This window comes from uncultured Planococcus sp. (genome assembly GCF_947501725.1).
Lineage (GTDB): Bacteria > Bacillota > Bacilli > Bacillales_A > Planococcaceae > Planococcus > Planococcus donghaensis_C.
On sequence record NZ_CANMXD010000010.1, the window covers coordinates 138,417 to 162,821 of the forward strand.

Here is a 24,405-nt window from a genome sequence, read left to right on the forward strand (position 1 = left end):
CATCAAATGACCATTATGTCCAGAACATTAAAAAAAAGAGTCTCTTCCTAATTGATGAAGGAAAGACTCTTTTCAGCCATAACAAATCTTTCAAGAATATCAAAATCAATATCCTTTCTGATCCTCATGATCCATGCACTGGATAAGAACAAAGAGAGGATCCATTATCCTCTATTCCAACTCTTCTTCCGCAAGCAGCTTGAACCCTTCAATCATCGTGTCTTCTTCCACTTCAATCAAGATACAGCGTTTGCCGTTGTAATTGACTTCTTTGACGTATCGTAAGTCTTGGGGACTGATCGCAATATTCGCGACTTTCGTGCTGATTTTAATGGATTTGGACGCATAGCTCGGCACGATATGGCTTGCTTTCATCTCATAGGTCTTGTCTTCCACCACTTGTTGGAATGCCCGCTCCACTTTTTCCGCACTGACATCTTTTACGCCGCTTGCCTTCAACACACGTGTAATCTCAGTCGTGTTCAAAATCGGCGCACTTTCTTCGTCGTCTTCACTTTCTTGTGCCACAACCAGCATCTGGTTGATTTCGTCGTATACACCGGCGAGCGTTCTTGAATTCACTTCATCGCCGCCAATAACGGCTTTGACAATTTCTTCGAATACCGCTTTCTCTTCCTCGGCCGTAACAATTTCATCACCATTCAAGACATTCTCGATAAACTGGAAGTCCGGTTTATTGGCTTTGCCCGCCGCGTACAGGATGTGATGGATGTCTGCGGCGTTATCCGTAAAACTCGGGAACAGAAACCCACCGATCGGCGAGCTTAGTTTAATGACGGGGTCGACCAGCACATTTGCCTTATACTCCTTTTCGACAAAATCAAAGACCAGCGAACTTTTCGGCAATTCGGTTTGGTTCATACTGCAAAGGATAAACGAAGTCGTATAGACTTCATCCCGCATGTCGATTTCCGTTTCGTCGGGCTGGCGTCTCGTCGTCTTAGAGTAATTTCCGCGGATGAACGTGACCACCATGTCCTTTTCATAGGGGCGTTCCTCCACCATCTTCAAGGCGATGCGCTGCATATTCTCTTTCCACTCAGCAACTTCTGCTGCCTGAAGCCCTTCATACAGCAGCTTCTGCGTGTGGTCCGCCTGTCCCTCTTCTTGCGGCTGGAATTTCACTTCGAACATCTTGGCATCCAGCTTTCCGCCCAATACCTTTTTAAAGTTATCGAAAAACAATTCCTGCTGCTCGCGGTCCAACATGGCAAACGAGCGGCTCTCCTCGTGATAGATCTCTGTACTTTCCTGTTGGATGTAGATGTTGTAGATCTCAGCGATCTTCAATAAGTCGGTATCCAGTTTAAATCGTTTGCGGATATCTGCTATATCTTTTTTGTTCATTTTCAATTCCAACTCCCTGGCTAATAAAATCCGTGTGATGCACAAAAAAAGAGCATCCAAAGCTCTGGTCAGCTTTTGACACTCTGTTATTATAACAATATTTAAGGCAAAGAAAGAAATAGAGCTACTACTCAAGTTAATGTCACAATCCGTTTAACGGCTCTCTTCCTGTAACCGCCGGTGAAGTTGATGGACCCGCTCTGCCAGTTCAGGAACCGGCCCGTCTACCGCTGCATCCTTGATCACTTCTTGTATAGGCAGATTCCGCACACGCGATGGCGCGGCGCCCATTTCGCTTCGCCAACCAGCCAATTGTTCAGATGAGCTTGCATACACGATTCTTCCCAAGCCGACCAACCCGTGAGCCGCTGCACACATCGGGCAATGTTCCCCTGACGTATAAACTGTCGCTTTGCTTCTTTCTTCAGGAGACAAATTATTGGCCGCCCACCTCGCGATCGCAAACTCCGGATGCTGGGTATGGTCGCCCCCTGCCACATGGTTATGGTCTTCAAACAGAACGTCTCCCGCAGCCGAAACAAGTACGGAACCGAACGGCTGATCACCTTTCCCTAATGCAGTTTCCGCCAACTCCACACATCGCCGCAAATGCTTTAAATCTGTTTCGCTGATCATTGTCGACTCCTCCTTCGTGTGCTGTGCTTTATTACGGATTTTGTTGAATTCCGCAGTAGTTTACACTAATTTAATTTGCAATTCCAATCGAGGTGGTTTCATACTTCTTGTCATTCAGGGCTTTTAGGATGAAATGGGCAACGTCCGCACGTGAGATGGACTTCGATTTTTCCGGTACACCCTCCGCCGCTTCTCTGTACTTGCCTGAAAACGGACCATTCGTTAACCCCATCGGCCGAACAATTGTGTAATGCAGTCCATGGGCTTCAATGTAATCAGTCGCGGCCCTGTGATCCTTCAGTGCATTCTTAAGGATGCCCATCATCAGCTTCCCGCTTATGCCCGGCAGTTCGTTGTAAATTCCTGCAGAGGCCGTGTAGACGATCCGTTTCACATCATGTTCCTGCATACCTGCCACGATATTTTTCACCATCTCTTGGAGCTCTGTCGATTTCTTCATTCCCTGGCTCGAGCCCAAACAGGATACGACCGCATCATGGCCCGCTATTGCCGCTGCCACTTCCGCCGGATTGAAGGCATCCCCTTGGACTACACTTAACTTCTCATGTGTAAGTTCAAGTTTCGAGGGTGTCCGTACAAACGCTGTGACGTCAAAACCATTCTCCAATGCCTGCTTCACGACTGCTTTCCCTACACCGCCAGTTGCGCCGAAAATAATAATTTTCACAGCAGTTCACCTTTCTTTCTCATCGTTATTCGGTATTCTCTTCTTCAACTAAAAGTATAACAATAAATCTGAGTTACTTATAGAATATGCAGACCGCAGCCTATCTAAACGAAAGTCCATATCAATCGGAGACCAGCAGTTCTTTTTGGAAATGAAAGAGGATCCCGCGAAGAGATCCTCACACATTCTTTGCAATAGGAAAGTGTTTGATGTTTTTCTTTCCCCATTCATCCATCATCAAAACGATTGGAATTAGGCTTTGCCCCAAAATTGTCAACGAATATTCCACCTTTGACGGAACTTCAGGAAATACGTTCCGATGAACAATCCCATCTTCTTCTAATTCTCTGATTTGAGTAGTCAGTACTTTATGTGTAATTTTTGGAAGCAACCGTTTAATCTCACTGAACCGCAAAACACCTTCTGTTTCCAGATAGTAAATGATGATTATTTTCCATTTGCCGCTAATAATCGATAAGGTCAGTTCTTTTTCACAATTAAATTCACCACTCTCAATTTCCCTTTTTATGTCTGACCGCAAATCATCCATGAGACTGCCCCTTTCTCCCATATCTTCCTGAAAGTATCCTTTTGGTAACCTTCTCACAAAAAAGTGCGTTCTTCCAATAAAAAGAATTATAATTTAGAATAAACTGAAGATAGAGAATATTTACCATGAAATATTGCAGTTTCGTCCCTTCTCCGACGCTGGCCCTGATTCAAAGAGTAAAGCTCATATGTGAAAAATTGGATAGGAGATGACAGAAATGGCAGGAAACAGAGCGGTCGTATACAGAGGTGCTGGAAGTGTAGCTGTTGAAGATATTAGCTACCCTGAATTGATTATTAGAGACGGCCCCGGGGTAAATCCCTTAAACGTAGGGCGTAAATGTGAACATGGAGTGGTTGTAAAAATCGTTACAACGAATATTTGCGGAAGTGATCAGCACATGGTTCGTGGTCGGACGACTGCTCCTGAAGGGCTTGTCCTTGGCCATGAAATTACAGGAGAAGTCATTGAAGTGGGCCGTGATGTTGAATTCATAAAAAAAGGCGACTTGGTGTCTGTACCATTTAATATTGCTTGCGGCCGCTGCCGCAGCTGCAAAGAGCAAGATACCCATATTTGCGAGAACGTAAATCCGGATCGCCCAGGTTCTGCTTATGGCTATGTCGACATGGGGGGATGGGTCGGTGGCCAATCGGAATATGTTATGGTCCCTTACGCAGATTTCCAGTTGCTGAAGTTTCCGGATAAAGATCAGGCCATGGAAAAAATACTGGATCTAACGATGCTTTCCGATATTTTCCCGACGGGCTATCATGGCGCCGTGAGTGCTGGTGTAAAACCAGGGTCTACTGTTTATGTTGCCGGGGCTGGCCCTGTAGGTTTAGCTGCTGCCCACTCTGCCCAACTGCTGGGTGCATCTGTTGTCATCGTGGGTGATTTGAACAAGGAGCGCCTTGCACAGGCCCATAGTTTCGGCTGTGAAACCGTAAACCTTCGGGAACATTCAGATCTCGGTGAACAAATCGCTCAAATCCTGGGTGTCCCAGAGGTTGATTGCGCCATTGACTGCGTCGGCTTTGAAGCTACTGGACATGGCGAGGGAGCCGGTGAAGCACCAGCTATCGTATTAAATTCCATTATGGAAGTTACTCGTGCAGGTGGACGTCTTGGTATACCTGGACTCTATGTAACCGGTGATCCAGGCGCTTCTGATGAGGATGCAAAAATTGGAACCTTGAAGGTGCGCTTAGGACTTGGTTGGGCAAAAGCACATACTTTTGTAACGGGCCAGACTCCAGTTATGAGATACCATCGTGACTTGATGATGTCGATCTTAAGCGGAAGAGCACAAATTGCCAAAGCGGTAAATGCAACGGTCATTTCTTTAGACCAAGCACCGTCAGCATACGCTGAATTTGACCAAGGAGCTTCCAAAAAGTTTGTCATTGATCCTCATGGAAACCTTAGTAAGTAAGCTATTTTCCCGGATGCTTGTAGAAAAACAAGGAGGTTCTTTCCCATGAACAAAATTACGTTGGAATTGGCTAAGAAAGTGATTGCCGGTGCTGAAGAAGAAGCCACTAAACTCGGCATTGCCATGGTTATTTCTGTCGTGGATGATGGCGGCAACCTAGTCGCCGTTCACCGGATGGATGATGCGTGGTTGGCGAGTATCGACATTGCCCAAAACAAAGCATGGACATCCGTAGCCCTAAAAATGCCGACAGGAAACCTAGCGGATGCGACCGTTCCTGCAGCTGAACTTTATGGATTGAATACAACCAACAACGGACGCCTTGTCGTTTTTGGTGGCGGAATCCCGCTTGTTGTCGATGACAAAGTAGTGGGGGCAATAGGCGTCAGTGGAAGTGCCGTGCCGCATGATGTGCAAGTTGCGGAAGCTGGTGTGAAGGTATTTAATGAGCAGTCAACGTCGTGAAAGTTTCAATATAAAGAAGCGCCAGGAGGATGATCCTGGCGCTTCTTTTATTTTGGTGGGATGGGAAGTAACCGTTAAGCGAACTAAACATGAACGGCTCCACATAATGAAGGGAAAAGTGTGCGTCGAATCCTTCATATAAGACACCACCCATGTCCCATCGGGTGGTGAATACTCAGATTTCCTACGCTGATACGAATGCTATATACTGAATAAACAGACTTTAATATGATGTTTGGAGGGATCTCATGATGTTCGAAAACAAAGTAGTGATTGTGAATGGTGGAACGGATGGAATTGGCAAAGAAGTGGTTCGTTTCTTTTGCAAAGAAGGGGCTGCCGTTCATTTTACTGGAAGAGATCGTACCAAAGGCTCTCAGGTAGAGAGTGAATGCAACGGGAAGGCTCATTTTTACCAAGTCCATAACGAAAATGTGGAAGAAATCGAAAGCTTTTTTAAAGCACTTGAAAATGATGGACATGATGTTGATATTTTATTCAACAATGCCGGTATTCTGTCTATAGGAATGGGGCCATTGTCTCGCTTAAAGCTAGATGACTGGAATCAGTTGATTGCTGTCAATCAAACGGCGATCTTCCTCTACATGAAATATTCTTTACTCGTGATGAGTAAACAAAAAAATGGCTGCATTATTAATAATGCAGCCATCCTTGGAAACGATAAGGTGAATCCTATGCTGCCAGCTTATAGCGGGACAAAAGCAGCAGTTGTCGCGATGACCCAAAGCACGGCACTTCGCTTTGCGAACCAAGGAATCCGAGTAAATTGCATATCCCCTGGCCCTACAGAAACCGACCTGGCCATTAATGCATATGGCGGAATAGAGAATTATGAAAAACAGTCAAAGGGACACCCTAGAGGAAGTTACGGGAAACCAAGTGAGATTGCAGAAGTCGTGCTGTTCCTAGCTTCAGAAAAAGCATCCTATATAAACGGTGCAGAAATAGTTGTAGATGGCGGCTACTCGTTAAAATAAGTGAATTTAGGGGACAGGGACTTTGTCTTAAGACAAAGTCCCTGTCCCCTTGTTTATGCTACTATGATTGATCCAGACTTATGGATAGCGCTCAGACTGCAGCTAAATATTTGATCAATAAGCTCTATTTCACCTAATAAATATAAAAGAAAGCTGCTAGAGTCCCTTAATAGTTTACCTTTATTTATGATAAGGCTCACCGTACTCTGTCTAAATGAGGTTTCTTTTATATTTCTTTACAGTAATCTTCAGCTTCTTCCCACCATATCCAAAGCGATTTCAACCATTTGTGTGAAAGCAGTCTGTCTTTCTTCCTGCGTTGTCTGTTCGTGCGTAATCATATGATCACTCACTGTCAAAATGGTTAAGGCTTTGACCCCTGCACTGGCAGCATTCATGTATAAACTTGTTGTTTCCATTTCTTCCGCTAATATCCCCATATTCGCCCACTTTTCTGTTGCTGTTTCATCAGCATTATAGAAAACATCACTTGATAGGACATTACCGATATGGACTTTATAGTTCTTTTCATCCGCCACCTTTTTAGCCTTCTCCAATAACTCAAAGGAGGCTGTCAGCGGAAATTGGCCCGGAAGATTCCATTGGTGCGCATAATTTGAATTCGTTGCTGCTCCCATAGCAAAGATAAGATCATATAATTTAATATCCTTTTGCATCGCTCCGCACGAACCGATGCGAATTAAATTTTTCACTCCAAAAACATTAATTAATTCCCAGGAATAGATGGCCATGCTTGGCGAACCCATCCCAGTACCCATAACCGAAACTTTCTTTCCTTTATACTCGCCTGTGTATCCGAGCATTCCTCTAACATCATTAAACAGAACAGGGTTTTCTAAAAAGGTCTCCGCAATAAACTTGGCACGATAGGGATCTCCTGGCAAAAGTATCGTTTCTGCTATTTCTACTCCGTTTGGCTTGATGTGCGGTGTTTCTTTTACTTCCTTGCTGTTCATTTGATTGCCTCCTCAATATCTTGAAGTATTCCATACAGTGGTTCAGTGCCTTTAAAAAATTCTATCATTCATTTAATTCTTAATGCGAATCGATCATATTGAAATCCTATGGCAAGAATCTAGATTATCGCTTGAAGCCTGTTCCACTATACTGGTGTATACCAAGTTTGCTCCGTTCCTAATCTAATAATGCACCATCAAACCGGATATTGAAAATACAATGTCCGGCAAGTAAGTAACGTAAGTTTGATCAACGATTAATTTTGCTGAATTTTATATTTGAAAATAAAAATTGAAAGACTAAAAAGGACCGCTGCATAAACTACCACAACATATAAATGGGTAAACATTGCGCTAAAGTCTTCTGCCACAATTGCTCGAACTAACTCAACAGCGTGGACGAATGGCAGGGCATAAGCGACTTTTTCAAAAGCTCCTCCAATTAACGATAAATCGAGCCATGCGCCAGATAAAAATGCTGTTAAGTTCGTTAATAAAGCTCCGCATAAGCCTACTGCTGCCTTTTCATTAAATAAGGAGCCGCATAACAGCCCGATTCCTATGAAAATAGTCGATGTAATGAGTAAGGCAATAAATGCAAATACATGGTTGAAAGATAGCTCTAAACCTAAAAAGTAAGCGGCTATAAAACAAGTAAGGCCTTGAAGCACAGCAAATATCCCTAAAGGAAACGTATATCCAATAATAAAATCACTTGCTTTCATAGGAGTAGTCAGCAATCTTATCAAATAAGAAGTAGAACGGTCTTTTCCTAAGGTTTGTGCTGCAAATAAAGCAATAAAAGAAAGGCTAAATACTGCGATGCCAGGTGTCAATTGTTCAATATTAAAAAGTGCTTCTGGAACATTGCGATTAATCGCAGTTAAAATCATAAGTAAAATGATTGGAAAGACTATACCAAAAAATAATGAAATCGGGTCGCGCACAATTTCTTTCGTACAACGTCCAGCAAATGCGAATGCCCTCATTATAATTCGCCTCCTGTTACGAAATGCACAAAGGCATCCTCAAAGTTTTCTTTACTTGCTGTTGTAAGGAGCTCGTCTACTGTACCCAGGGCCTGTATTTCGCCATCTTTCATAATACAGATGCGATCACACAAGCTTTCTGCTTCTTCTAAATAGTGCGTCGTAAGTACAATTGTCGTCGTCTCTCTCAGTTTACTAATCATTGCCCAGAGCTCACGACGGCTAATGATATCCAACCCTAACGTAGGTTCATCTAAAAATAAAATTTGAGGATCTGCAATGAGAGCCATGGCAATACTTAACTTTCGCTGCCAACCACCGGATAACTTTTTCCCGCGTTGATGTTCGTAAGGCTGTAGTGAAAACTGGCTAATTAAACCCTCCGTTTTTTCAATGGACTCATCCTTCGAAAAGCCGTGAATGCGTGTCATTAATAATAAATTTTCGCGCACAGATAAATTTAGTGCAATCGACGTTTCCTGAGGTGAGACAGCGAGCAATCCCCGAATACTTGGCAACTCTTTACTAAGCGAATGCCCAAGTACAAGCGCATCTCTTGCAGACGGTTTTGCAAGGCCGCTTAGCATATTGATAACTGTCGTTTTACCAGCACCATTTACTCCAAGGAGTCCGAATAGTTCACCTTGGTTAATCGTAAGTGTCATTGGAGAAACGGCAACTTTTTCTTTAAAGCGTTTTGATAAACCTTGAAGTTCAATTGCAGCACTCACTCATTTATTCCTCCTCTTTTTGATGATTTTTCGCCATATTTAAAAACTGTTTAATCATTTTTTCAGGTGCTAACGCCAACCCACGATCCTCATCCCCTATAATAACGATTGAATCACCTGGGTTAATTTTAAAAATTTCACGGGCTTTTTTCGGGATGACAATTTGGCCGCGTTCCCCTACTGTTGCTGTCCCAAAAAAATGCTGGCCTTTCGGTGGAATATCTACACCCGTTTCTTCTGAGTTATGGTTTACTAACGCATCTAAAGTTACGCCGAAGAAATTGGCGATATTCATACTATGATGTAAATCTGGTGTCGATTCGCCTTTTTCCCATTTAGCAATTACTTGACGGGAAACATTTAATTCTTGGGCTAATTGCTCCTGAGTCAGGTTACGACGTTTTCTCAACGAGCACAAATTCATATTAATCATACTTTTCATCCTCTCCTATTTAATTATAAACGCTATTTTAATAGCACTTCTACCAACGGAGCGTAACATGAATGTTATTATTCGTAGCGTAAGGTGAAATGAAAAGCGCTAGCGGCCGTTGCCATCAGTGAATTTGAAAAGGTGGGGCGGTGTGTAGATAGCTTTTTAAATAAACACTTGCTGATCGTGATAAACGCCTGCATAACGATCCTCAACTTCATTTAATCCGTGTCGATGCAAATTTTTTATGTGTCCTTCTGAAAAGGCTCCTCTTTATGCATGACGTCTTCAACATAAGAAATCGCATCCCACTAATGAATGCACTCTAAATGTTCTCGCATCGTTCTACTGCACACAGTGATTCCTACAAGCACAAGCTTTGTTTCGTTAATCATCCATGTATTGCCTTCGAAGTTTCTACTTTGCGAAGGGGGATTTTTCTACTTTTGAGAGGTGGAAATTTTTGAAGAAAAAAGCCACCAAAACATTCATTTTTGAATGCTTTGATGGCTTTCTTATAAACCTGCACTTACTTATAATATGATTCTCCGTAATGAGTATAAGTGCAGTCTTCTCATTAAAAGAAGAATGAACCTTTCTAGTAAACTCTATAAATGAAAAAAAATCTGCCTCAGACTTCTATGTAAGAAGAAAAAGGCAGATGCTTTCTAAAGTCTAATTGTAATACAGGTTCTCAGTTGGATATACCGGGTCATTGGTGATGTCGATTCCAAGCTTCTTAAAGGTTTGTTCGTTTTCTCTATTCAATATGACCGTGGAATGAGCTTGGGTGTCTTTTAAATTTGGCAATTGCTTATAAGCCAGCTCAGAAGTAGGATTGGTGACCGCACTGATTGCCAGTGCAATGAGCACTTCATTGGCGCTTAATGTTGGGACGCGGCTATTCAAGTCATCGGTTTTCAAACGTTGAATCGTCTGCAGAATCATCGGCGACAACAAATCAATTTCATCGGAAATATTGGTCAATTTCTTCAACCCATTCAGAATCGCGGCTGCCGAAGCATCCATCAAAGTGGTCGTTCGACCGGTGATCATCTCGCCATTCGGCAGTTCTAACGCAATTACGGCTTGTAAATTCGTGCTATCCATTTGCGCTTGGATTGCTTTCGCATACTTACGGGCCGGCAATACAGGTGCCCGGTCCTCTTTCTTTAAACCGGTCTCTTCCAGAATCACTTGCATGTGGCGTACACTGTCTTCATTGGCAAGCCCTTTTTTATAGTCGTTCTCTACGATGAAACTGCGCCGAATGATTTCCTGCTTGGCAGCTTCCTGGACAACGCTATCGTCAGTGATGCCCGATTTCAGGCGATTAACCCCCATATCAGTCGGTGAGCTGTAAACAGAGTCTTTGCCGGTAATTCTTTCAATAATCCGTTTGATGACAGGAAACGTCTCAATATCACGATTGTAATTGATCGCTACTTTCCCGTATGCTTCATAGTGATAATTATCAATCATATTTACGTCTTTTAAATCGACGGTAGCCGCTTCATAAGCGATGTTTACCGGGTGCTTTAACGGTAAGTTCCAAACTGGAAAAGTCTCAAACTTGGCATAGCCGACTTCATTTCCCAGTTTGTTCTCATGGTACATTTGGTTAAGGCAGGTAGCTAGCTTTCCGCTGCCCGGGCCAGGGGCCGTTACTACCACGATTGGCTTTGTGGTTTTAATATAAGGATTCGTCGCAAATCCTTCTTCCCCAAGGACCGCGTCCACGTTTGTCGGATAACCTTCGATTTCGCGGTGAATACAGACGCTAATTCCGCTTCTCTCAAGCTTTGCCATAAATACTTTGACTGTTGGTTGCCCTTGATAACGAGTGATCAAGACACTGTTGACAGAAATGCCATATGCCCGGTATTCGTCAATTAAGCGCAAGACATCTTGGTCATAAGTGATGCCATAATCTTCACGGACTTTGTTTCGTTCGATGTCTCCAGCGTACACACAGATAATGATTTCCGCATTTTCTTTCAGTGTATGCAATAGTTTGATTTTGGCATCTTCATCAAATCCAGGCAAGACACGCTTGGCATGTTTGTCGCCTATCAATTTTCCGCCAAATTCCAAGTAAAGTTTATCGTACTGCTCCACCCGTTCTAGGATGTAGGCTGATTGTTCCTGCAAATATTTCTCCGAATCAAATCCAATTTTTTTCATTAATTTCAGTCCCGCCTTCTATGTTTCAAGCTTTCTCTTAATCTACTCAATAAAAACGCTTTAAAAGAAAATCTCAGCTGAATTCATCTTTTATCATCATATAGGTTTTTAAAAAAAGAAAAAGGAAAATCAACCTGGTCGGTTCGATGATTGAGTGATTCTCCTAAGCGCCATGACCTTATCATGAATGTATTCAATTAAAATAACGAAATTTAGACCCGTTTTTAGCGTTTGAATAAAAAACGGATCAGTTAGATATTTGTTTAATAATATAAACCTCATTCACTTATGATACGGTTCACCCTTCATTATCCTAAAAGCCCGATAAATCTGCTCCACCAAAATCAATCTCATTAATTGATGCGGAAAAGTCATCTTCGAAAATGACAATTTTTCATCCGCCCTCTTCAATACTTCATCATGCAGCCCCAAAGATCCGCCGATGACAAAGACGATTTTGCTGCGGCCGTAGGTCATCAGCGATTCGATGTCTTTTGCCAGCTGCTCGGATGTTTTCATTTTACCGTCGATTGCTAATGCAATAACATATGCATCCGGGGAAATTTTCGCCAGAATCCGCTCTGCTTCCTTCTTTTTGACGATTTCCATATCCGCTTCGCTCAGTTGTTCCGGCGCTTTTTCGTCTGCTACCTCGATTTCATTTATCTTTGTATAGCTTCCCAGCCGCTTTGTATACTCTTCAATACCCGACTTCAAGTATTTTTCCTTCAGCTTTCCCACACTTATAATTGAGATATTCACATGTTATCCCCCTTCACAATAAATTTACAAACAAGTTATGCACAAATGTTATACACATATCCACAGGTTTTTCTACATCTTGTGCCCGATCACTCGTTTGCCACAAGATACGTTGCAGCCTCTTCACAGTAGTCGCAGCCTGTGGATAACTTTTCTGTTTCTGATAATTCTGTAAGTATCGGATAGCTTTTCGTCTCTGCTACGAACATGTCCAATGCATGCTCTACATGGGTTTTACAGCATTTTATCTCCATTTTTTACACCTCTTTCGATTTCCGAATATTCCACACAGTTATACACATTTTATCACCTTTTATCCACAACCCATTTTAACAGAAGAAAAGAGCTACGGATAGCGAAGCTTTTCTTCCTCTGTGGATTGTTAATAAAAAATTTACAGTAAAAAAGTTATCCACACGCTCTTTTTCCATTCGCGAACAATACATGCTGTGATTAATCTACCGCATTTGCAATTTCGAATAGTATTACACCAAAGCTTATCAGCAAAACAATAGTTTATATTTTAACTCCCTTTGAAGAAACAACGGAAGGCGCTGCCTTGTCTGCCTGAAGTGATTTCTTAACCACAACAAAAAACCCGCATAGAATCGAAATTCTACACGGGCTCTCTATTTTATAAAGTTGAATTATCAACAAGCTCCAATTCAAACTCCATCAATTCGCCATCGCGGTAAGCACTTACGGTCATCGTATCGCCAATTTCTTTTTCATTGTACAGATGCTGGCGCAATTCGATGATATCCGTTATCGCTACACCATCCATCTCCACAATGACATCATACCGCTCCATACCGGCCTCATCTGCCGCTGATCCATCTACTACTGAATTGACGACAACACCTTTCGTGACGTCTTCAGGCAGGTTTAAAGTGTCCTCGCGATGCATTTGAGGCACTTGAGCAAGATCCATCAATGTAATCCCCATTGCCGGGCGAATCATTTCACCGTTTTCTTCAAGTGAACGGATAACCGGCATAGCGGAATTGATCGGAATCGAAAAGCCGATGCCTTCCACTGCTGAGGTGGCGATCTTCATGGAATTGATGCCGATCAGTTGGCCTGCCAGATTGACTAGCGCACCTCCACTGTTGCCGGGATTGATTGCAGCATCCGTCTGCAGCACTTCTGCCTGCCAGTCCTCTTGTCCATCTCCATCCAAATCCACCGGAACTGCACGATCTGTTCCGGAAACGACGCCTGTTGTCACCGAGCCCGAGAAATCAAGGCCCAGCGGATTGCCGATGGCGATGACGGTCTCTCCTTGTTTTAAGGCATCCGAATCACCGAATTGGGCAACAGCCTGTACATTAGCTCCATCCATCTCCAAAACAGCAAGGTCGGTCCAGATGTCGCTCCCGACCAAAGTCGCTTCCACTTTAGAACCATCTGAAAGCGTCACTTCTATGCCACTGGCACCGTCGATCACATGATGGTTGGTGACGACATAAGCTGTTCCATCTTCATTTTTATAAATGACGCCTGAGCCGGTTCCAACTTCCTGCTCCTGTTGAGGCTGAGGTGATTGGGACCAGAAATCGCCGGCCGCTTGCAGATTTGTAACCCCCACTACAGAATCCGCTGCAATTTCAACCGCCTCTGTCACATCCGTCGTAATTTCAACTGAAACCGACTCGGATTGCCCCTCGGATTCCTGTTGGACGATTTGCGTTTCACTGCCCGTGTCGGGTCTCAGCTCTGGCATCGTATAAAACAATAACCATACCAATAAAGCACCGGCCGCCACTCCCGCCAACCCTGCAGCAAATGCGCCCAAACGGCTTGGCTTCTGCCTGCCATTCGGTGTCTGATTGTAATAGCCCATTGCCTTCATCCTTTCTCTTCTTCTATCTCTTTAACCTTAGTTTAGAAAGTTGAAACAGACAAAGCAAGCTGGAAGAGTCGCAGGCTTTCTTTGAATTCCCTAAATCTCTTAGCGCCGGCGCGTCCGAAGCGTTGGGTAAAAGCTGGTTTCTTTAATTCAACTTATATATTCATCTTTTTAGAAACCACTTCGCCAATTAGTCTATCTCCCTCCAAACAAAAACAGCCGGAAGCTGATCCGCTTCCGGCTGTTGGTTACACAACGATTAATTTAGTTGGGATATTGGCATCCGTGTCGAGAAGGTCGACATACTCGCCAACGATGATGCCTTTTGTCTGCAGGGTCTGTTCGACGCTCATGCGTGCCAGGTCCTTCATGTTATTGTCTTTGCTCAAATGCGACAGGTAAATGCGGGTCGGTTTTTCAGCAAGCACTTCGCTCATGGCGACTGCTGCATCTTCATTGGAGACGTGGCCGACATCGCTGAGGATCCGGCGTTTGACAGACCATGGATAGCGGCCCATCTGGAGCATGCCGACATCATGATTGCTTTCGAACACATAGGAATCGGACGCTTGGATAACGCCTTTCATCCGGTCGCTGACATAGCCGGTATCGGTGATCAGCGACAGTTTCCGGCCATCCGCATGGAAAACATAGAACATCGGGTCTGCTGCGTCATGCGATACGGCAAAGGATTCGATATCCAGCGAACCGAAGGTCTTCACGGTATCCATATCAAAATGGAAGCGCTGATCGATCGGAACCGCTCCGATCAGTCCGTCCATTGCTGTCCAGGTTTTGGCATTGGCATAAATGGGCACTTTGTGTTTGCGCGCGACGATGCCGAGCCCTTTGATGTGATCACTATGTTCATGCGTGACCAGGATTCCATCCAAATCGCTCATTTTCTTGCCGATTGCCGCAAACAGCTCTTCCATCTTGCGGCCGCTGAGTCCTGCATCGACCAGGAAGGAATGTTCCCCGTTTTCTATATAAGTGGCATTGCCGCTTGAGCCGCTGGCTAATACACTGAATTGCATAGCAAAATCTCCTTACTCTACTTCTTCCTCTTGTTGTTTGTTCAACTCGATGACGCCATCTTTTACGGCATTCACGAAAAAGTCCTGACGGCTGCCATCGGAAAGCTCCGCTTGAATATGCCAGGTTGGTACAAACATATGGCGATTTTCCGATACCTGCACATGAACGGAATAGCCCAACTCGGCTTTCGTAATCACCAATTCACGTTCCAGCATATTTTTTTGGTAAAGCGTGTGAATCGCTCTGATGGCGGACACTAATTCTTTCGGTTCTTCGTTTTCAATAATATCCGTGAACATCGTTTGTTCGTAACGGACAATATTCCCTGCATTATCCCAGTAAACGGTCAATTTTCCGTCTTTGCTAAGGTATAGCATATCCCCTTCAAAGCTTTGGAAAAAGACAGCTTTGTTTTGTTCTTCATCGATTTCCCATAATTCGTAGGAAGCACCTTCATGAACATTTTCTTCAACGAACATCGTCAAGGCTTCAGCGCTTTCTTCTCCCCCTGTCAGGGGAACAGGCGCTTCATAGGCAACCTGCAGCTGTTTACCTTCTTGGATATTGACCTGAACATTTTCTTGTGGTGCTTCTTTAGCAGTGAGCAGTTTCGTTTCCCCGCGAATATACGGCATGCTCTCGGTAATTTCCGGCAGGTTCGAATAGGTGATTTCGTCACCTTTCATTTTTTCCTCCACTGAAGATTCCGATAGGACTTCCGTGTTTTTGGATTCTGTATAACGGTCCAAATACAAGGAATACAAAAAGACGTTCAAAATAGAAAAGACAATGATAAAGATCGTCTTGGTTTTATTCCAATCCAAGTTTACGCCCTCCTGTCAATTCGCTCGTCAGTTCGGTCCATACACCATTCACTTCGAAATACCATGCCGGCTCAAAAGTGATTAAACGCTCTTCACTTCTCGTCAACTTATAGGCAGGGGCAATCGCTGTTACATCGGATAAATCCTGATCGTCCATTTCTGTGATGGCTTTTAGAACCGCTTCTCCGGAAGCCAGGATGGCCACTCTTTTCTCAGCTTCAGAATCCAGCTGGTAGGTCGGACGAAGATAGCTGTAAACCTGCTCCTCGCCAGCGTCTATCCCCCATATGATATCCAAGCTGGTTATAGTGCTTGTACTGAAAACCGGTAAATCTTCTACATACAATTGATACTTGATTTGTTGGCTCACCGAATTCATTCCGGCGTAGAAATAATCATCCGTCCAGCCGCCATGTTCATTGATATAACCGAAGGAATCGAATAACAAGTCGGAAGGAATCGCCGGATCGGAAGTTTCAGCTTTCGGCTGAATATAGCTGATGCTTTTGTTGGCCGAATTCTCCCTCATCAGCGCACCGGAATCATCTTTGTATTCCTGTGTCATTAGATCGGCTGACAATGCCAGCCCCGGGCTGTCGAGCAAAGCTTCAGCAAATTTTGCAGTTGGTATTTCTTCCAGTACATAATAGATGCTGGATTTCTCGACTTCATCTTCCTGTACATAAATCGGCAAGGTCCCAATCTTTTCATCAGTAATATAGGGTTCGTAGTCAGCCGTTTCCGGTAAAATTTCAGCTTGGAATTGTCGCAGGTCTTCTGCCGGAACAGCGGCTTTATAAATTCTCCCCGATAGGCTATTGATGAAATACAAAGCCGGGCGATCGTTAGCCGGAGCTTCCCATTCAATTACGATCCGGTCAAATGAAGATTCAGGAATCGCCGTATCGACAATATTGGCGATCGAATCGAATACCGGAAAAGGAACCACACCCGGGTAGTAGATAACTGCACGGTTCGCGCTATGCATATAGGATTCCAGCGTCGCAGGAGTCGCATCTTCCTGTACCACTCTTATATCCTGGATCTCCCATAGCTTTAAAGAGTCGATCAGCAGATTGATATTGCTTTGTTCAGTAGTTCCTCTGACCGTATCCTCAGTATGAAACAGTAATTTTACAGGCCTGACAACTTCCTCTGGATTTTTGGTTTGGGCGATCGGCTCATCCACTGTAGTCGACGGCTCGATGGTTTCGTGTGTAGGAGTGAAAGTCCAGATGGTGAAGGTCAAAGCCAGACTGAGCAGGATCAGCAAAAGTAACGCAAACGATTTAATTTGCTCTACATATTTCAATCCCACTCACTCCCATCGTCCATCTCGAAAGGCAGTGTAAAGAAAATAGTCGTTCCTTTTCCATACTTGCTCTCTGCCCAGATGACGCCTCCATGTGCATTGATCATTTCTTTTGAAATGGCCAACCCTAAGCCAGTACCGCCCATTTCGCGGGATCTTGCGCGATCGACACGGTAAAAACGATCAAAAATACGATCTACATTTTCTTTCGGAATCCCCATTCCTTCATCACTGATTTGGATCAATAAAAATCCTTCTTCCACAGTCATGCCAAAGCGGATTTTTCCGCCTTCCGGGGAATATTTCAACGCATTGGAAATAATATTATCAATTACCTGCGTCAGTTTATCAGGATCGATTTCCACAAAATACTGTTCTTTTGGCAAATGCCGGTCAAAACGTACTTTTTGTGATTTCGACATTTCAAAACGGTCGATGATTCGGTTGAAAAAGACATTGAACTCGACCATTTCCTTGCTCATTTCGGTTTCGCTTGAATCCATTTTGGATAACTTCAGCAAATCATTGACGAGCCGGATCATCCGCTCTGTTTCTGTCTGCGTGACATTCAGGAAGTTCGGAGCCAGATTCGGATCCTGCCACGCGCCGTCAGCCAATGCTTCCAGGTAACTGCGCATAGTGGTCAAAGGCGTCCGCAATTCATGCGATACATTGGCCACGAATTCACGGCGTTCCATATCGATTTTTTCCTGCTCGGTATTGTCATGCAGTACCGCAATCAACCCGTTGACAAAGCCGGTCTCTTTTTGAATGACCGAAAATGTCGTTCGCAATAAGGTACTTTGTTCGTGTGAACCGAAATCAAGCGTTACTGCCTCTTTCATATCGATCAAGTCTTCAAACGTATATTCTTCTTCCAACCCCAATATGCTCGTTACCGGGCGATTAATCACCGTTTCACGTGAAACATTAAGCAATTGGAGCGCAGGGTCATTGATCAGGATGATTCGGCCTCTTCTATCTGTCGACAGCACGCCATCCGTCATATTGGAAAGGACTGACGCCAGTTTGCGGCGTTCACTTTCGGTCGACTGCTGGGATTCCTGCAGCCTGTTCGTCAAATGGTTGAAGGCGCGGGCAAGCTGGCCGATTTCATCATCGCTGTACACCCGTACTTTGCGCGAGAAATTCCCTTTTGCCATAGCCTGTGCCTGCTTGCGCATATCCGCAATCGGCCGTGAAATCGTCTGGGCGACCAGGATTCCTAAAATTGCCGTGATGACCAGGGAAATGGCGGTGCCTCCCGCAAGTATGGAGTTGATATCGTCCATTTGGTCATAGACATTTTCAATTTCCGCTACAACGTATAAGGTACCAAGAACCTCGCCACCTGCCGCAATAATCGGCTGGGTTCGCACCCAAACCCGCTCTTCGCTGTCTGGGTCGACGTAGGTCTGTTCCATTTCGGTTTCTCCGATAATAGTTTGCCGCACCAGGTCGGTTGTCGATCGTTGGCCGACCAGCGACTGGTTTTCGATGTCCGAAGATGCCAAAATGCTGTAGCGCGTATTGACGACGCGGATTTCATTGATATCATCCGATTGGAAACCATATAACACTGTCCGCAGCGTCTGCTCAAGCGTCAAATCTTCCTCTGTACGTTCCTTGATCATTTCTTCCCGCACACTGAATTCGATGATTTCCATCCGGTCTTCAATAGAGCTTTCAAAATTCCCTTTCAGGGTTTCTTCAAGCTGCTGGGCAAAATAAAGTCCGATGATCTGCATGGCTAAAAGAATCAGCAGAATATAGATCAAAACAAATTTTACATGTATCGATTTTAAAAAGTTTACTTTTGACATTCAGTTACTCCTGTTCAGGATTTCGCAAATAATACCCGACACCGCGGCGTGTTACGATCCATGCTGGATGGCTCGGGTTGTCTTCGATTTTTTCACGCAATCGGCGAATCGTGACATCCACTGTCCGAACATCGCCGAAATAATCATATCCCCATACCGTCTGCAGCAAATGCTCGCGCGTCATCACCTGGCCGATATGCTTGCCGAGGTAATGCAGCAATTCGAATTCACGGTGCGTCAATTCAATGGTTTCTTCACGCTTCAAGACAAGATAGGCATCGGGCTGAATCGTTAGTGAGCCGACTTGGATATCGTTTGAGTTTTGGCCTTCTTCTTCAGCCGGCGCAATATTTTGGCGGCGCAAATTCGCTTTCACGCGTGCAATCAATTCACGGGTCGAGAAAGGTTTGGTGACATAATCATCCGCACCCAATTCCAAGCCGAGAACTTTATCGATCTCCGAGTCTTTTGCCGTCAGCATAATGATTGGAAAGTCGAATTTTTTCCGGATTTCACGGCATACTTCCATGCCATCACGATTCGGCAGCATAATATCCAACAACATCAAGTCCGGTTGGATTTCTCCCGCTATCTTGATCGCTTCATCTCCGTCATAAGCACACACTACATTAAAGCCTTCTTTTTTTAAGTTGAACTGCAGAATGTCTGCAATCGGTTTCTCATCGTCTACAACCAGAATGGTTTTGCTCATCATTAATTCTCCCCTTTTTCTTCCCGCTTACACCCTTTTTTCTTTTCGTTGCACATTCTTTACTACCCTATACTTTATCATTGTTTAGGCCATTTCGCACCTATCAGCGGCTAAGCCCCTGTCCAGCCCCATTAGACACAAAGAAAAACCGCCCATTGCCATGGCGCGGTTCTGAACATCAAGATGAGATATAATTTAGTGGATTTTGGGTAACACCATTCAATGAGATTTCCAAATGCAGGTGGAGACCTGTCGAGCGTCCCGTATTCCCCATTTCCCCTAGCTTGGTGCCTTTTGGAACTGTATCCCCTACCTTTACATCAATCGCTGACAGATGAGCATAGATCGTCTCGTAGCCATTTTGATGATCGACCACTACACGATTGCCGAATGTCCCTGCAGCTCCTGCAGCCTTCACAACTCCATGGTCTGCAGATTTGATGGCAAGGCCATCCGGCTGGGCAATATCGATGCCGTTATGCATCCTGCCCCAGCGCTGCCCGCGCTCACTCGAGATATAGCCGCCTTCAGCCGGCCATGCAAATCTTCCTGTTCCTACTGCAGGAAGTTCTTTAATGCCGTTCAACTTAATTTCTTCTACAGGCTTTTTGGTTATTACTTCCTCATCTTCAACGCGCTCCAGCTGCTTGCCGTTTTCTTCAGTGATTATATAGCTCACGGTCTTCTCGCCTTTTTTCCCTTTTTGATCCACTTTTGTTTTTCCGATAAACAGGTTCTTGTTATCTTTTTCAACGACTTTGTAATCGATCGCTTCTTTTTCTTTTTGTTCTTTCTTCACAGTGACCTTCACTTTGGCTTCATCCAATAGAAAAGCCGCTGCCTGTTCCGGGGTCTTGACGCTTTCCGGATCGACTTGCTTGGTCACACCCCATATTTTTTGATCGATGGCCACATCCGTGATTCGTGTTTCTCCAGCTTTCAATTCAGGCAGGCTTTCTTCAGATGCCTGTTGATCCTCCCAAGCTTTTAATTCCGGTTCAGGCACAGCCGCAAGCTTTAAGCGCCGTAAGGTTTCTTCATACGCTGTCCGGTCCTTTAAATAAACCGTCAATTCATCGTCGACTGCGAGGGCAAAGGCAGATGCCTGGATCGCCAATTGATCATCCAGCCGCTCCAATGCCTCTTCCTCATCAGCCGCATTCGGTGAAAAGCTATGCTCCGTCACCACATTGAACTCTTCGCTTGGTTCCAGCTTCAACTCTTTGAATTTTTGGTCCGCTGCCGCCAGCTTGCCATCAACCAGCTCTTCAATCGACTCCTCCTGTGAAACCGCGCCAAGGTACTCACCCTCGCTGTACAAATGATGAATCGTTTCAAATTCTTCTTTTGGATTTTCCGCAAATATTGTATTTGCTCCAATTACTGACAGCAACAGCGCCGCTGCAGCCCCCAGTTTCAATTGAAGCCCTTTATTTTCTTTTAACGTGAATTTCATTTTTTGCTTAACTCCTTCATTACGATTGCTCGCCTTTTCTGCAGCGATTCTGCAGATACCGGTTTTTTTCCTTCCCAACTTTATCATAATCAAACAGGAGAACAGCAAAATATTAGCCTATGTCACGTAAATGTATCATTCAATCCACTTATAGTTATTAATTGGATTTATTTTGCTTTATATCAAATCAACTGAGAAAAATTCCATGGAAATCGAGCCTAAAACCTCACTCTTTCTGTCTTTACCGCTCCATCATCTGTCATATTTGTCACAGCACCTTCCACCTCCACTTTTTCACATGTGACGAAACTGGGAAAAAGACAAAAAAACGACAAAAAGCAGCCGCCCAAAGGCGACTGCTTCCTGAATTTTTCATGGATTCTTAGTTTAAATTATCTCCAAACACTCGTAACGATATTCGTCTGGTTGCGGTCAGGACCGACAGAGAAAATCGAAATCTGAACGCCTGTCAATTGAGCAATACGCTCCAAGTAATGGCGCGCGTTCGCAGGAAGTTCATCCAGTGATTTGCAGTTGGTTACATCTTCCGGCCAGCCTGGCAGCTCTTCATAGACTGGTTCGCATTCAGCAAGCATACGCAGGTTCGCTGGGTATTCCGTGATCAATTCTCCCTGGTAGCGGTAAGCTGTACAAATCTTCACCGTATCAAGGCCTGCCAATACGTCGATCGAGTTGACCGTCAAATCCGTCAACCCACTGACGCGTCTTGCATGGCGTACAACAACGCTGTCGAACCAGCCGATGCGGCGCGGACGTCCAGTGGTTGTTCCGTATTCTTTGCCGACTTCGCGGATCTGTTGGCCCACTTCATCGAATAATTCAGTCGGGAACGGTCCGTCGCCGACACGTGAAGTATAGGCTTTGCAGACACCGATGACGTGCTGAATCGTTGTCGGGCCAACACCTGCACCGATTGTCACGCCGCCCGCTACCGGGTTGGAAGATGTGACGAACGGGTAAGTCCCTTGGTCGATATCGAGCATAACGCCTTGAGCGCCTTCAAACAATACGCGGCGGCCTGCATCAATGGCATCGTTCAATACTTTTGATGTGTCCGTTACGTATTTAGCGATTTCCTGGCCGTATGCATAATACTCTTCCATGATTTCTTCTACAGTGAATCCTTCTGTTTCATAGAACTTTTCGAACAGACGGTTTTTCTCTTTTAAGTTCATGCGCAGTTTTTCCTCGAACACAACATGGTCCAACAAATCCGCCATGCGAATTCCGACACGTGCTGCTTTGTCCATATAAGCAGGTCCGATGCCTTTGCCCGTTGTTCCGATCTTATTTGCTCCGCGGCGCGCTTCTTCCACTTCGTCCTGCTTGATGTGGTATGGCAATAAGACGTGTGCGCGGTTGGAAATGCGCAGGTTCTCGGTTGTCACTCCACGGTCATGAAGACCTTTCAATTCTTTTACAAGCGCTTTCGGATCTACGACCATGCCGTTTCCGATTACGGATGTTTTATCCTTATAGAAAATCCCTGAAGGAATCAAATGCAATTTGTACGTTTCTCCACCAAAAATAATGGTATGTCCAGCGTTGTTCCCGCCTTGGTAACGTGCAATCACTTCTGCATGTTCAGATAGAAAATCTGTGATCTTTCCTTTTCCTTCGTCTCCCCATTGCGTTCCTACTACTACGACTGATGTCATCGTCCGCACCTCCGTTAGGCATATGCCCTGTCTCAAACAGTGTTAATTGTACCAATGAAAGACGGTATCGTCAATATGAAATAGAAGAAAACACGAACATATAAATGTGTTACCACATTTAATGTTCGTGTTTAAAAGTTTCCGCCGGATTCATGCTGACTCCAGTCGATGGTGACGAATTTATTGTATTCCTTCACAAAAGCCAGTTTCACCGTACCGGTCGGGCCGTTACGCTGTTTGGCGATAATGATTTCAATCATGTTCTGGTCTTCGGTTTCCTTGTCGTAATAATCTTCCCGGTACAGGAAAGATACGATATCGGCATCCTGCTCAATACTTCCGGATTCACGTAAATCGGACATCATCGGCCGCTTGTCCTGCCGCTGCTCCACTCCACGGGATAACTGCGACAAAGCGATGACCGGGACTTCCAGTTCACGCGCCAGGCCTTTCAGGGAACGGGAAATATCCGATACTTCCTGTTGACGGTTTTCACCGGATTTACCGGGTCCCTGAATTAGCTGAAGATAATCGATCATGATCATGCCAAGGCCATATTCCTGTTTCAGGCGGCGGCATTTCGCGCGGATATCATTGACCCGAATCCCCGGTGTATCATCGATGAAAATTCCGGCATTCGACAAGCTGCCCATCGCCATCGTCAGTTTTCGCCAATCCTCATTTTGAAGTGCTCCTGTCCGCAGCACCTGTGCATCGATATTGCCTTCCGCACAAAGCATACGCATGACCAGCTGTTCAGCGCCCATCTCCAGACTGAAGATGGCGACGTTCTCGTCTGTTTTCGTCGCGACATTCTGCGCGACATTCAGAGCGAATGCCGTCTTACCGACAGAAGGCCGTGCAGCTACGATGATCAGGTCGTTCCGCTGAAACCCTGCAGTTATCTTATCCAAGTCCTGAAAGCCCGTAGGAATGCCTGTAACGTCCCCTTTGCGTGTATGCAAAAGTTCGATATTGTCATAGGTCTTGACCAGCACATCTTTAATGTGCGTAAAGTCACCGGCCTTTTTTCGGCTCGACACTTCCATCATTTTCTTTTCCGCTTCGGAAAGCAGCGCTTCCACTTCATCTTCGCGTGTAAAACCATCTTCTACAATCGTTGTCGCTACCCGAATGAGGCGGCGCAGCAGCGCCTTCTCTTCGACGATGTGAGCGTAATGCGCAACGTTTGCGGCCGTAGGGACAGCGTTGGCGATTTCCGTTAAATATGATAAGCCGCCAACGTCCTCCAGCTCTTTTTTGACAGAAAGCTCTTCTGTCACGGTCACCACATCAATCGCTTTTCCCTGATCCGATAAATTCAGCATGGTCTGGAAAATCTTCTGATGGGCAATCCGGTAAAAATCTTCCGCCATCACAATTTCAGCAACCGTGATGAGGGATGGTGGTTCTAAAAAGATGGCGCCAATGACCGATTGCTCGGCTTCATGGTTATGCGGGGGGACGCGATCGATCGTTTCGTTCATCGGTCTCCC

At 44.8% G+C, this 24,405-nt stretch carries 23 protein-coding genes; 3 read left to right on the plus strand and 20 right to left on the minus strand.

Annotated features, from left to right (window positions below; translation table 11 throughout):
* Positions 1 to 171: 171 nt before the first annotated feature.
* The 4 genes from Q0785_RS15105 to Q0785_RS15120 all read right to left on the minus strand — a co-directional run bounded on the left by Q0785_RS15105 (position 172) and on the right by Q0785_RS15120 (position 3,242).
* Positions 172 to 1,368: a DUF4317 domain-containing protein gene (locus Q0785_RS15105; protein ID WP_298831525.1), complete on the minus strand. Its 1,197-nt coding sequence runs from the start codon at positions 1,366 to 1,368 to the stop codon at positions 172 to 174.
* 153 nt (positions 1,369 to 1,521) lie between these two features.
* Complete coding sequence (locus Q0785_RS15110; RefSeq protein ID WP_298831528.1) at positions 1,522 to 2,004, minus strand: nucleoside deaminase; 483 nt, start codon at positions 2,002 to 2,004, stop codon at positions 1,522 to 1,524.
* A gap of 70 nt (positions 2,005 to 2,074) precedes the next feature.
* On the minus strand, positions 2,075 to 2,692 hold the full coding sequence (locus tag Q0785_RS15115; protein WP_298831531.1) for an NAD(P)-binding oxidoreductase: 618 nt from the start codon (positions 2,690 to 2,692) through the stop codon (positions 2,075 to 2,077).
* Positions 2,693 to 2,870: 178 nt separating this feature from the next.
* Positions 2,871 to 3,242 (minus strand): helix-turn-helix domain-containing protein, encoded by a 372-nt coding sequence (locus Q0785_RS15120; RefSeq protein ID WP_298831534.1) that lies wholly within the window; start codon positions 3,240 to 3,242, stop codon positions 2,871 to 2,873.
* Positions 3,243 to 3,459: 217 nt separating this feature from the next.
* Between Q0785_RS15120 and fdhA the strand changes: the two genes are divergently transcribed.
* From fdhA to Q0785_RS15135, 3 genes are all read left to right on the plus strand, one after another.
* On the plus strand, positions 3,460 to 4,677 hold the full coding sequence (gene fdhA, locus Q0785_RS15125) for a formaldehyde dehydrogenase, glutathione-independent (protein ID WP_298831537.1): 1,218 nt from the start codon (positions 3,460 to 3,462) through the stop codon (positions 4,675 to 4,677).
* 45 nt (positions 4,678 to 4,722) lie between these two features.
* A complete protein-coding gene (locus Q0785_RS15130; RefSeq protein ID WP_298831540.1) occupies positions 4,723 to 5,142 on the plus strand; it encodes a heme-binding protein in 420 nt (139 codons plus the stop codon).
* Between the two features lie 251 nt (positions 5,143 to 5,393).
* On the plus strand, positions 5,394 to 6,140 hold the full coding sequence (locus Q0785_RS15135) for an SDR family oxidoreductase (RefSeq protein ID WP_298831543.1): 747 nt from the start codon (positions 5,394 to 5,396) through the stop codon (positions 6,138 to 6,140).
* A 248-nt stretch (positions 6,141 to 6,388) separates the two neighbouring features.
* Here Q0785_RS15135 and deoD read toward each other — a convergent pair whose 3' ends face one another.
* The 16 genes from deoD to dnaB all read right to left on the minus strand — a co-directional run bounded on the left by deoD (position 6,389) and on the right by dnaB (position 24,396).
* Positions 6,389 to 7,117 (minus strand): purine-nucleoside phosphorylase, encoded by a 729-nt coding sequence (deoD, locus tag Q0785_RS15140; protein ID WP_036810933.1) that lies wholly within the window; start codon positions 7,115 to 7,117, stop codon positions 6,389 to 6,391.
* Between the two features lie 257 nt (positions 7,118 to 7,374).
* Positions 7,375 to 8,106, minus strand: coding sequence for an ABC transporter permease (locus Q0785_RS15145; protein ID WP_298831548.1), 732 nt, complete (start codon positions 8,104 to 8,106; stop codon positions 7,375 to 7,377).
* Positions 8,106 to 8,837: an ABC transporter A family member gene (locus Q0785_RS15150; RefSeq protein WP_298831551.1), complete on the minus strand. Its 732-nt coding sequence runs from the start codon at positions 8,835 to 8,837 to the stop codon at positions 8,106 to 8,108. Before Q0785_RS15150 ends, Q0785_RS15145 begins: the two co-directional genes overlap by 1 nt.
* 4 nt (positions 8,838 to 8,841) lie before the next feature.
* Entirely contained in the window at positions 8,842 to 9,270 is a 429-nt protein-coding gene (locus tag Q0785_RS15155; RefSeq protein ID WP_298831554.1) for a helix-turn-helix transcriptional regulator, read from the minus strand.
* A 675-nt stretch (positions 9,271 to 9,945) separates the two neighbouring features.
* Entirely contained in the window at positions 9,946 to 11,454 is a 1,509-nt protein-coding gene (locus tag Q0785_RS15160; protein ID WP_298831557.1) for a DUF1846 domain-containing protein, read from the minus strand.
* Between the two features lie 282 nt (positions 11,455 to 11,736).
* Positions 11,737 to 12,216 carry a 23S rRNA (pseudouridine(1915)-N(3))-methyltransferase RlmH gene (gene rlmH, locus Q0785_RS15165; protein WP_298831560.1) on the minus strand — a complete coding sequence of 160 codons (480 nt, stop codon included), beginning with the start codon at positions 12,214 to 12,216 and terminating at the stop codon, positions 11,737 to 11,739.
* A gap of 89 nt (positions 12,217 to 12,305) precedes the next feature.
* Complete coding sequence (locus Q0785_RS15170; protein ID WP_298831563.1) at positions 12,306 to 12,470, minus strand: CxxH/CxxC protein; 165 nt, start codon at positions 12,468 to 12,470, stop codon at positions 12,306 to 12,308.
* Between the two features lie 380 nt (positions 12,471 to 12,850).
* Positions 12,851 to 14,059 (minus strand): trypsin-like peptidase domain-containing protein, encoded by a 1,209-nt coding sequence (locus Q0785_RS15175; protein WP_298831566.1) that lies wholly within the window; start codon positions 14,057 to 14,059, stop codon positions 12,851 to 12,853.
* A 254-nt stretch (positions 14,060 to 14,313) separates the two neighbouring features.
* Positions 14,314 to 15,102 carry an MBL fold metallo-hydrolase gene (locus tag Q0785_RS15180; RefSeq protein ID WP_298831569.1) on the minus strand — a complete coding sequence of 263 codons (789 nt, stop codon included), beginning with the start codon at positions 15,100 to 15,102 and terminating at the stop codon, positions 14,314 to 14,316.
* Positions 15,103 to 15,114: 12 nt separating this feature from the next.
* A complete protein-coding gene (yycI, locus tag Q0785_RS15185) occupies positions 15,115 to 15,927 on the minus strand; it encodes a two-component system regulatory protein YycI (protein ID WP_298831572.1) in 813 nt (270 codons plus the stop codon).
* On the minus strand, positions 15,914 to 17,245 hold the full coding sequence (gene yycH, locus Q0785_RS15190; RefSeq protein ID WP_298831575.1) for a two-component system activity regulator YycH: 1,332 nt from the start codon (positions 17,243 to 17,245) through the stop codon (positions 15,914 to 15,916). The genes yycI and yycH overlap by 14 nt, the downstream gene beginning before the upstream one ends.
* Positions 17,236 to 19,062, minus strand: a complete 1,827-nt coding sequence (walK, locus tag Q0785_RS15195; RefSeq protein WP_298831579.1) for a cell wall metabolism sensor histidine kinase WalK — start codon at positions 19,060 to 19,062, stop codon at positions 17,236 to 17,238. Before walK ends, yycH begins: the two co-directional genes overlap by 10 nt.
* 4 nt (positions 19,063 to 19,066) lie before the next feature.
* A complete protein-coding gene (yycF, locus tag Q0785_RS15200; RefSeq protein ID WP_146555369.1) occupies positions 19,067 to 19,774 on the minus strand; it encodes a response regulator YycF in 708 nt (235 codons plus the stop codon).
* 178 nt (positions 19,775 to 19,952) lie between these two features.
* A complete protein-coding gene (locus Q0785_RS15205; protein ID WP_298831585.1) occupies positions 19,953 to 21,230 on the minus strand; it encodes a M23 family metallopeptidase in 1,278 nt (425 codons plus the stop codon).
* Positions 21,231 to 21,622: 392 nt separating this feature from the next.
* Positions 21,623 to 22,909: an adenylosuccinate synthase gene (locus Q0785_RS15210; RefSeq protein ID WP_298831588.1), complete on the minus strand. Its 1,287-nt coding sequence runs from the start codon at positions 22,907 to 22,909 to the stop codon at positions 21,623 to 21,625.
* A 131-nt stretch (positions 22,910 to 23,040) separates the two neighbouring features.
* Positions 23,041 to 24,396: a replicative DNA helicase gene (gene dnaB, locus Q0785_RS15215; RefSeq protein ID WP_223643353.1), complete on the minus strand. Its 1,356-nt coding sequence runs from the start codon at positions 24,394 to 24,396 to the stop codon at positions 23,041 to 23,043.
* Positions 24,397 to 24,405: the final 9 nt, after the last annotated feature.

Coding starts and splice junctions, on each gene's coding strand:
- Q0785_RS15160 (WP_298831557.1), bottom strand. CDS start 11,454: ATGAAAAAAATTGGATTTGATTCGGAGAAATATTTGCAGGAACAATCA.
- Q0785_RS15145 (WP_298831548.1), bottom strand. CDS start 8,106: ATGAGGGCATTCGCATTTGCTGGACGTTGTACGAAAGAAATTGTGCGC.
- walK (WP_298831579.1), bottom strand. CDS start 19,062: ATGTCAAAAGTAAACTTTTTAAAATCGATACATGTAAAATTTGTTTTG.
- dnaB (WP_223643353.1), bottom strand. CDS start 24,396: ATGAACGAAACGATCGATCGCGTCCCCCCGCATAACCATGAAGCCGAG.
- Q0785_RS15135 (WP_298831543.1), top strand. CDS start 5,394: ATGTTCGAAAACAAAGTAGTGATTGTGAATGGTGGAACGGATGGAATT.
- Q0785_RS15105 (WP_298831525.1), bottom strand. CDS start 1,368: ATGAACAAAAAAGATATAGCAGATATCCGCAAACGATTTAAACTGGAT.
- fdhA (WP_298831537.1), top strand. CDS start 3,460: ATGGCAGGAAACAGAGCGGTCGTATACAGAGGTGCTGGAAGTGTAGCT.
- Q0785_RS15175 (WP_298831566.1), bottom strand. CDS start 14,059: ATGGGCTATTACAATCAGACACCGAATGGCAGGCAGAAGCCAAGCCGT.
- Q0785_RS15130 (WP_298831540.1), top strand. CDS start 4,723: ATGAACAAAATTACGTTGGAATTGGCTAAGAAAGTGATTGCCGGTGCT.
- Q0785_RS15110 (WP_298831528.1), bottom strand. CDS start 2,004: ATGATCAGCGAAACAGATTTAAAGCATTTGCGGCGATGTGTGGAGTTG.
- deoD (WP_036810933.1), bottom strand. CDS start 7,117: ATGAACAGCAAGGAAGTAAAAGAAACACCGCACATCAAGCCAAACGGA.
- Q0785_RS15155 (WP_298831554.1), bottom strand. CDS start 9,270: ATGATTAATATGAATTTGTGCTCGTTGAGAAAACGTCGTAACCTGACT.
- Q0785_RS15170 (WP_298831563.1), bottom strand. CDS start 12,470: ATGGAGATAAAATGCTGTAAAACCCATGTAGAGCATGCATTGGACATG.
- Q0785_RS15120 (WP_298831534.1), bottom strand. CDS start 3,242: ATGGATGATTTGCGGTCAGACATAAAAAGGGAAATTGAGAGTGGTGAA.
- yycF (WP_146555369.1), bottom strand. CDS start 19,774: ATGAGCAAAACCATTCTGGTTGTAGACGATGAGAAACCGATTGCAGAC.
- Q0785_RS15180 (WP_298831569.1), bottom strand. CDS start 15,102: ATGCAATTCAGTGTATTAGCCAGCGGCTCAAGCGGCAATGCCACTTAT.
- Q0785_RS15210 (WP_298831588.1), bottom strand. CDS start 22,909: ATGACATCAGTCGTAGTAGTAGGAACGCAATGGGGAGACGAAGGAAAA.
- Q0785_RS15205 (WP_298831585.1), bottom strand. CDS start 21,230: ATGAAATTCACGTTAAAAGAAAATAAAGGGCTTCAATTGAAACTGGGG.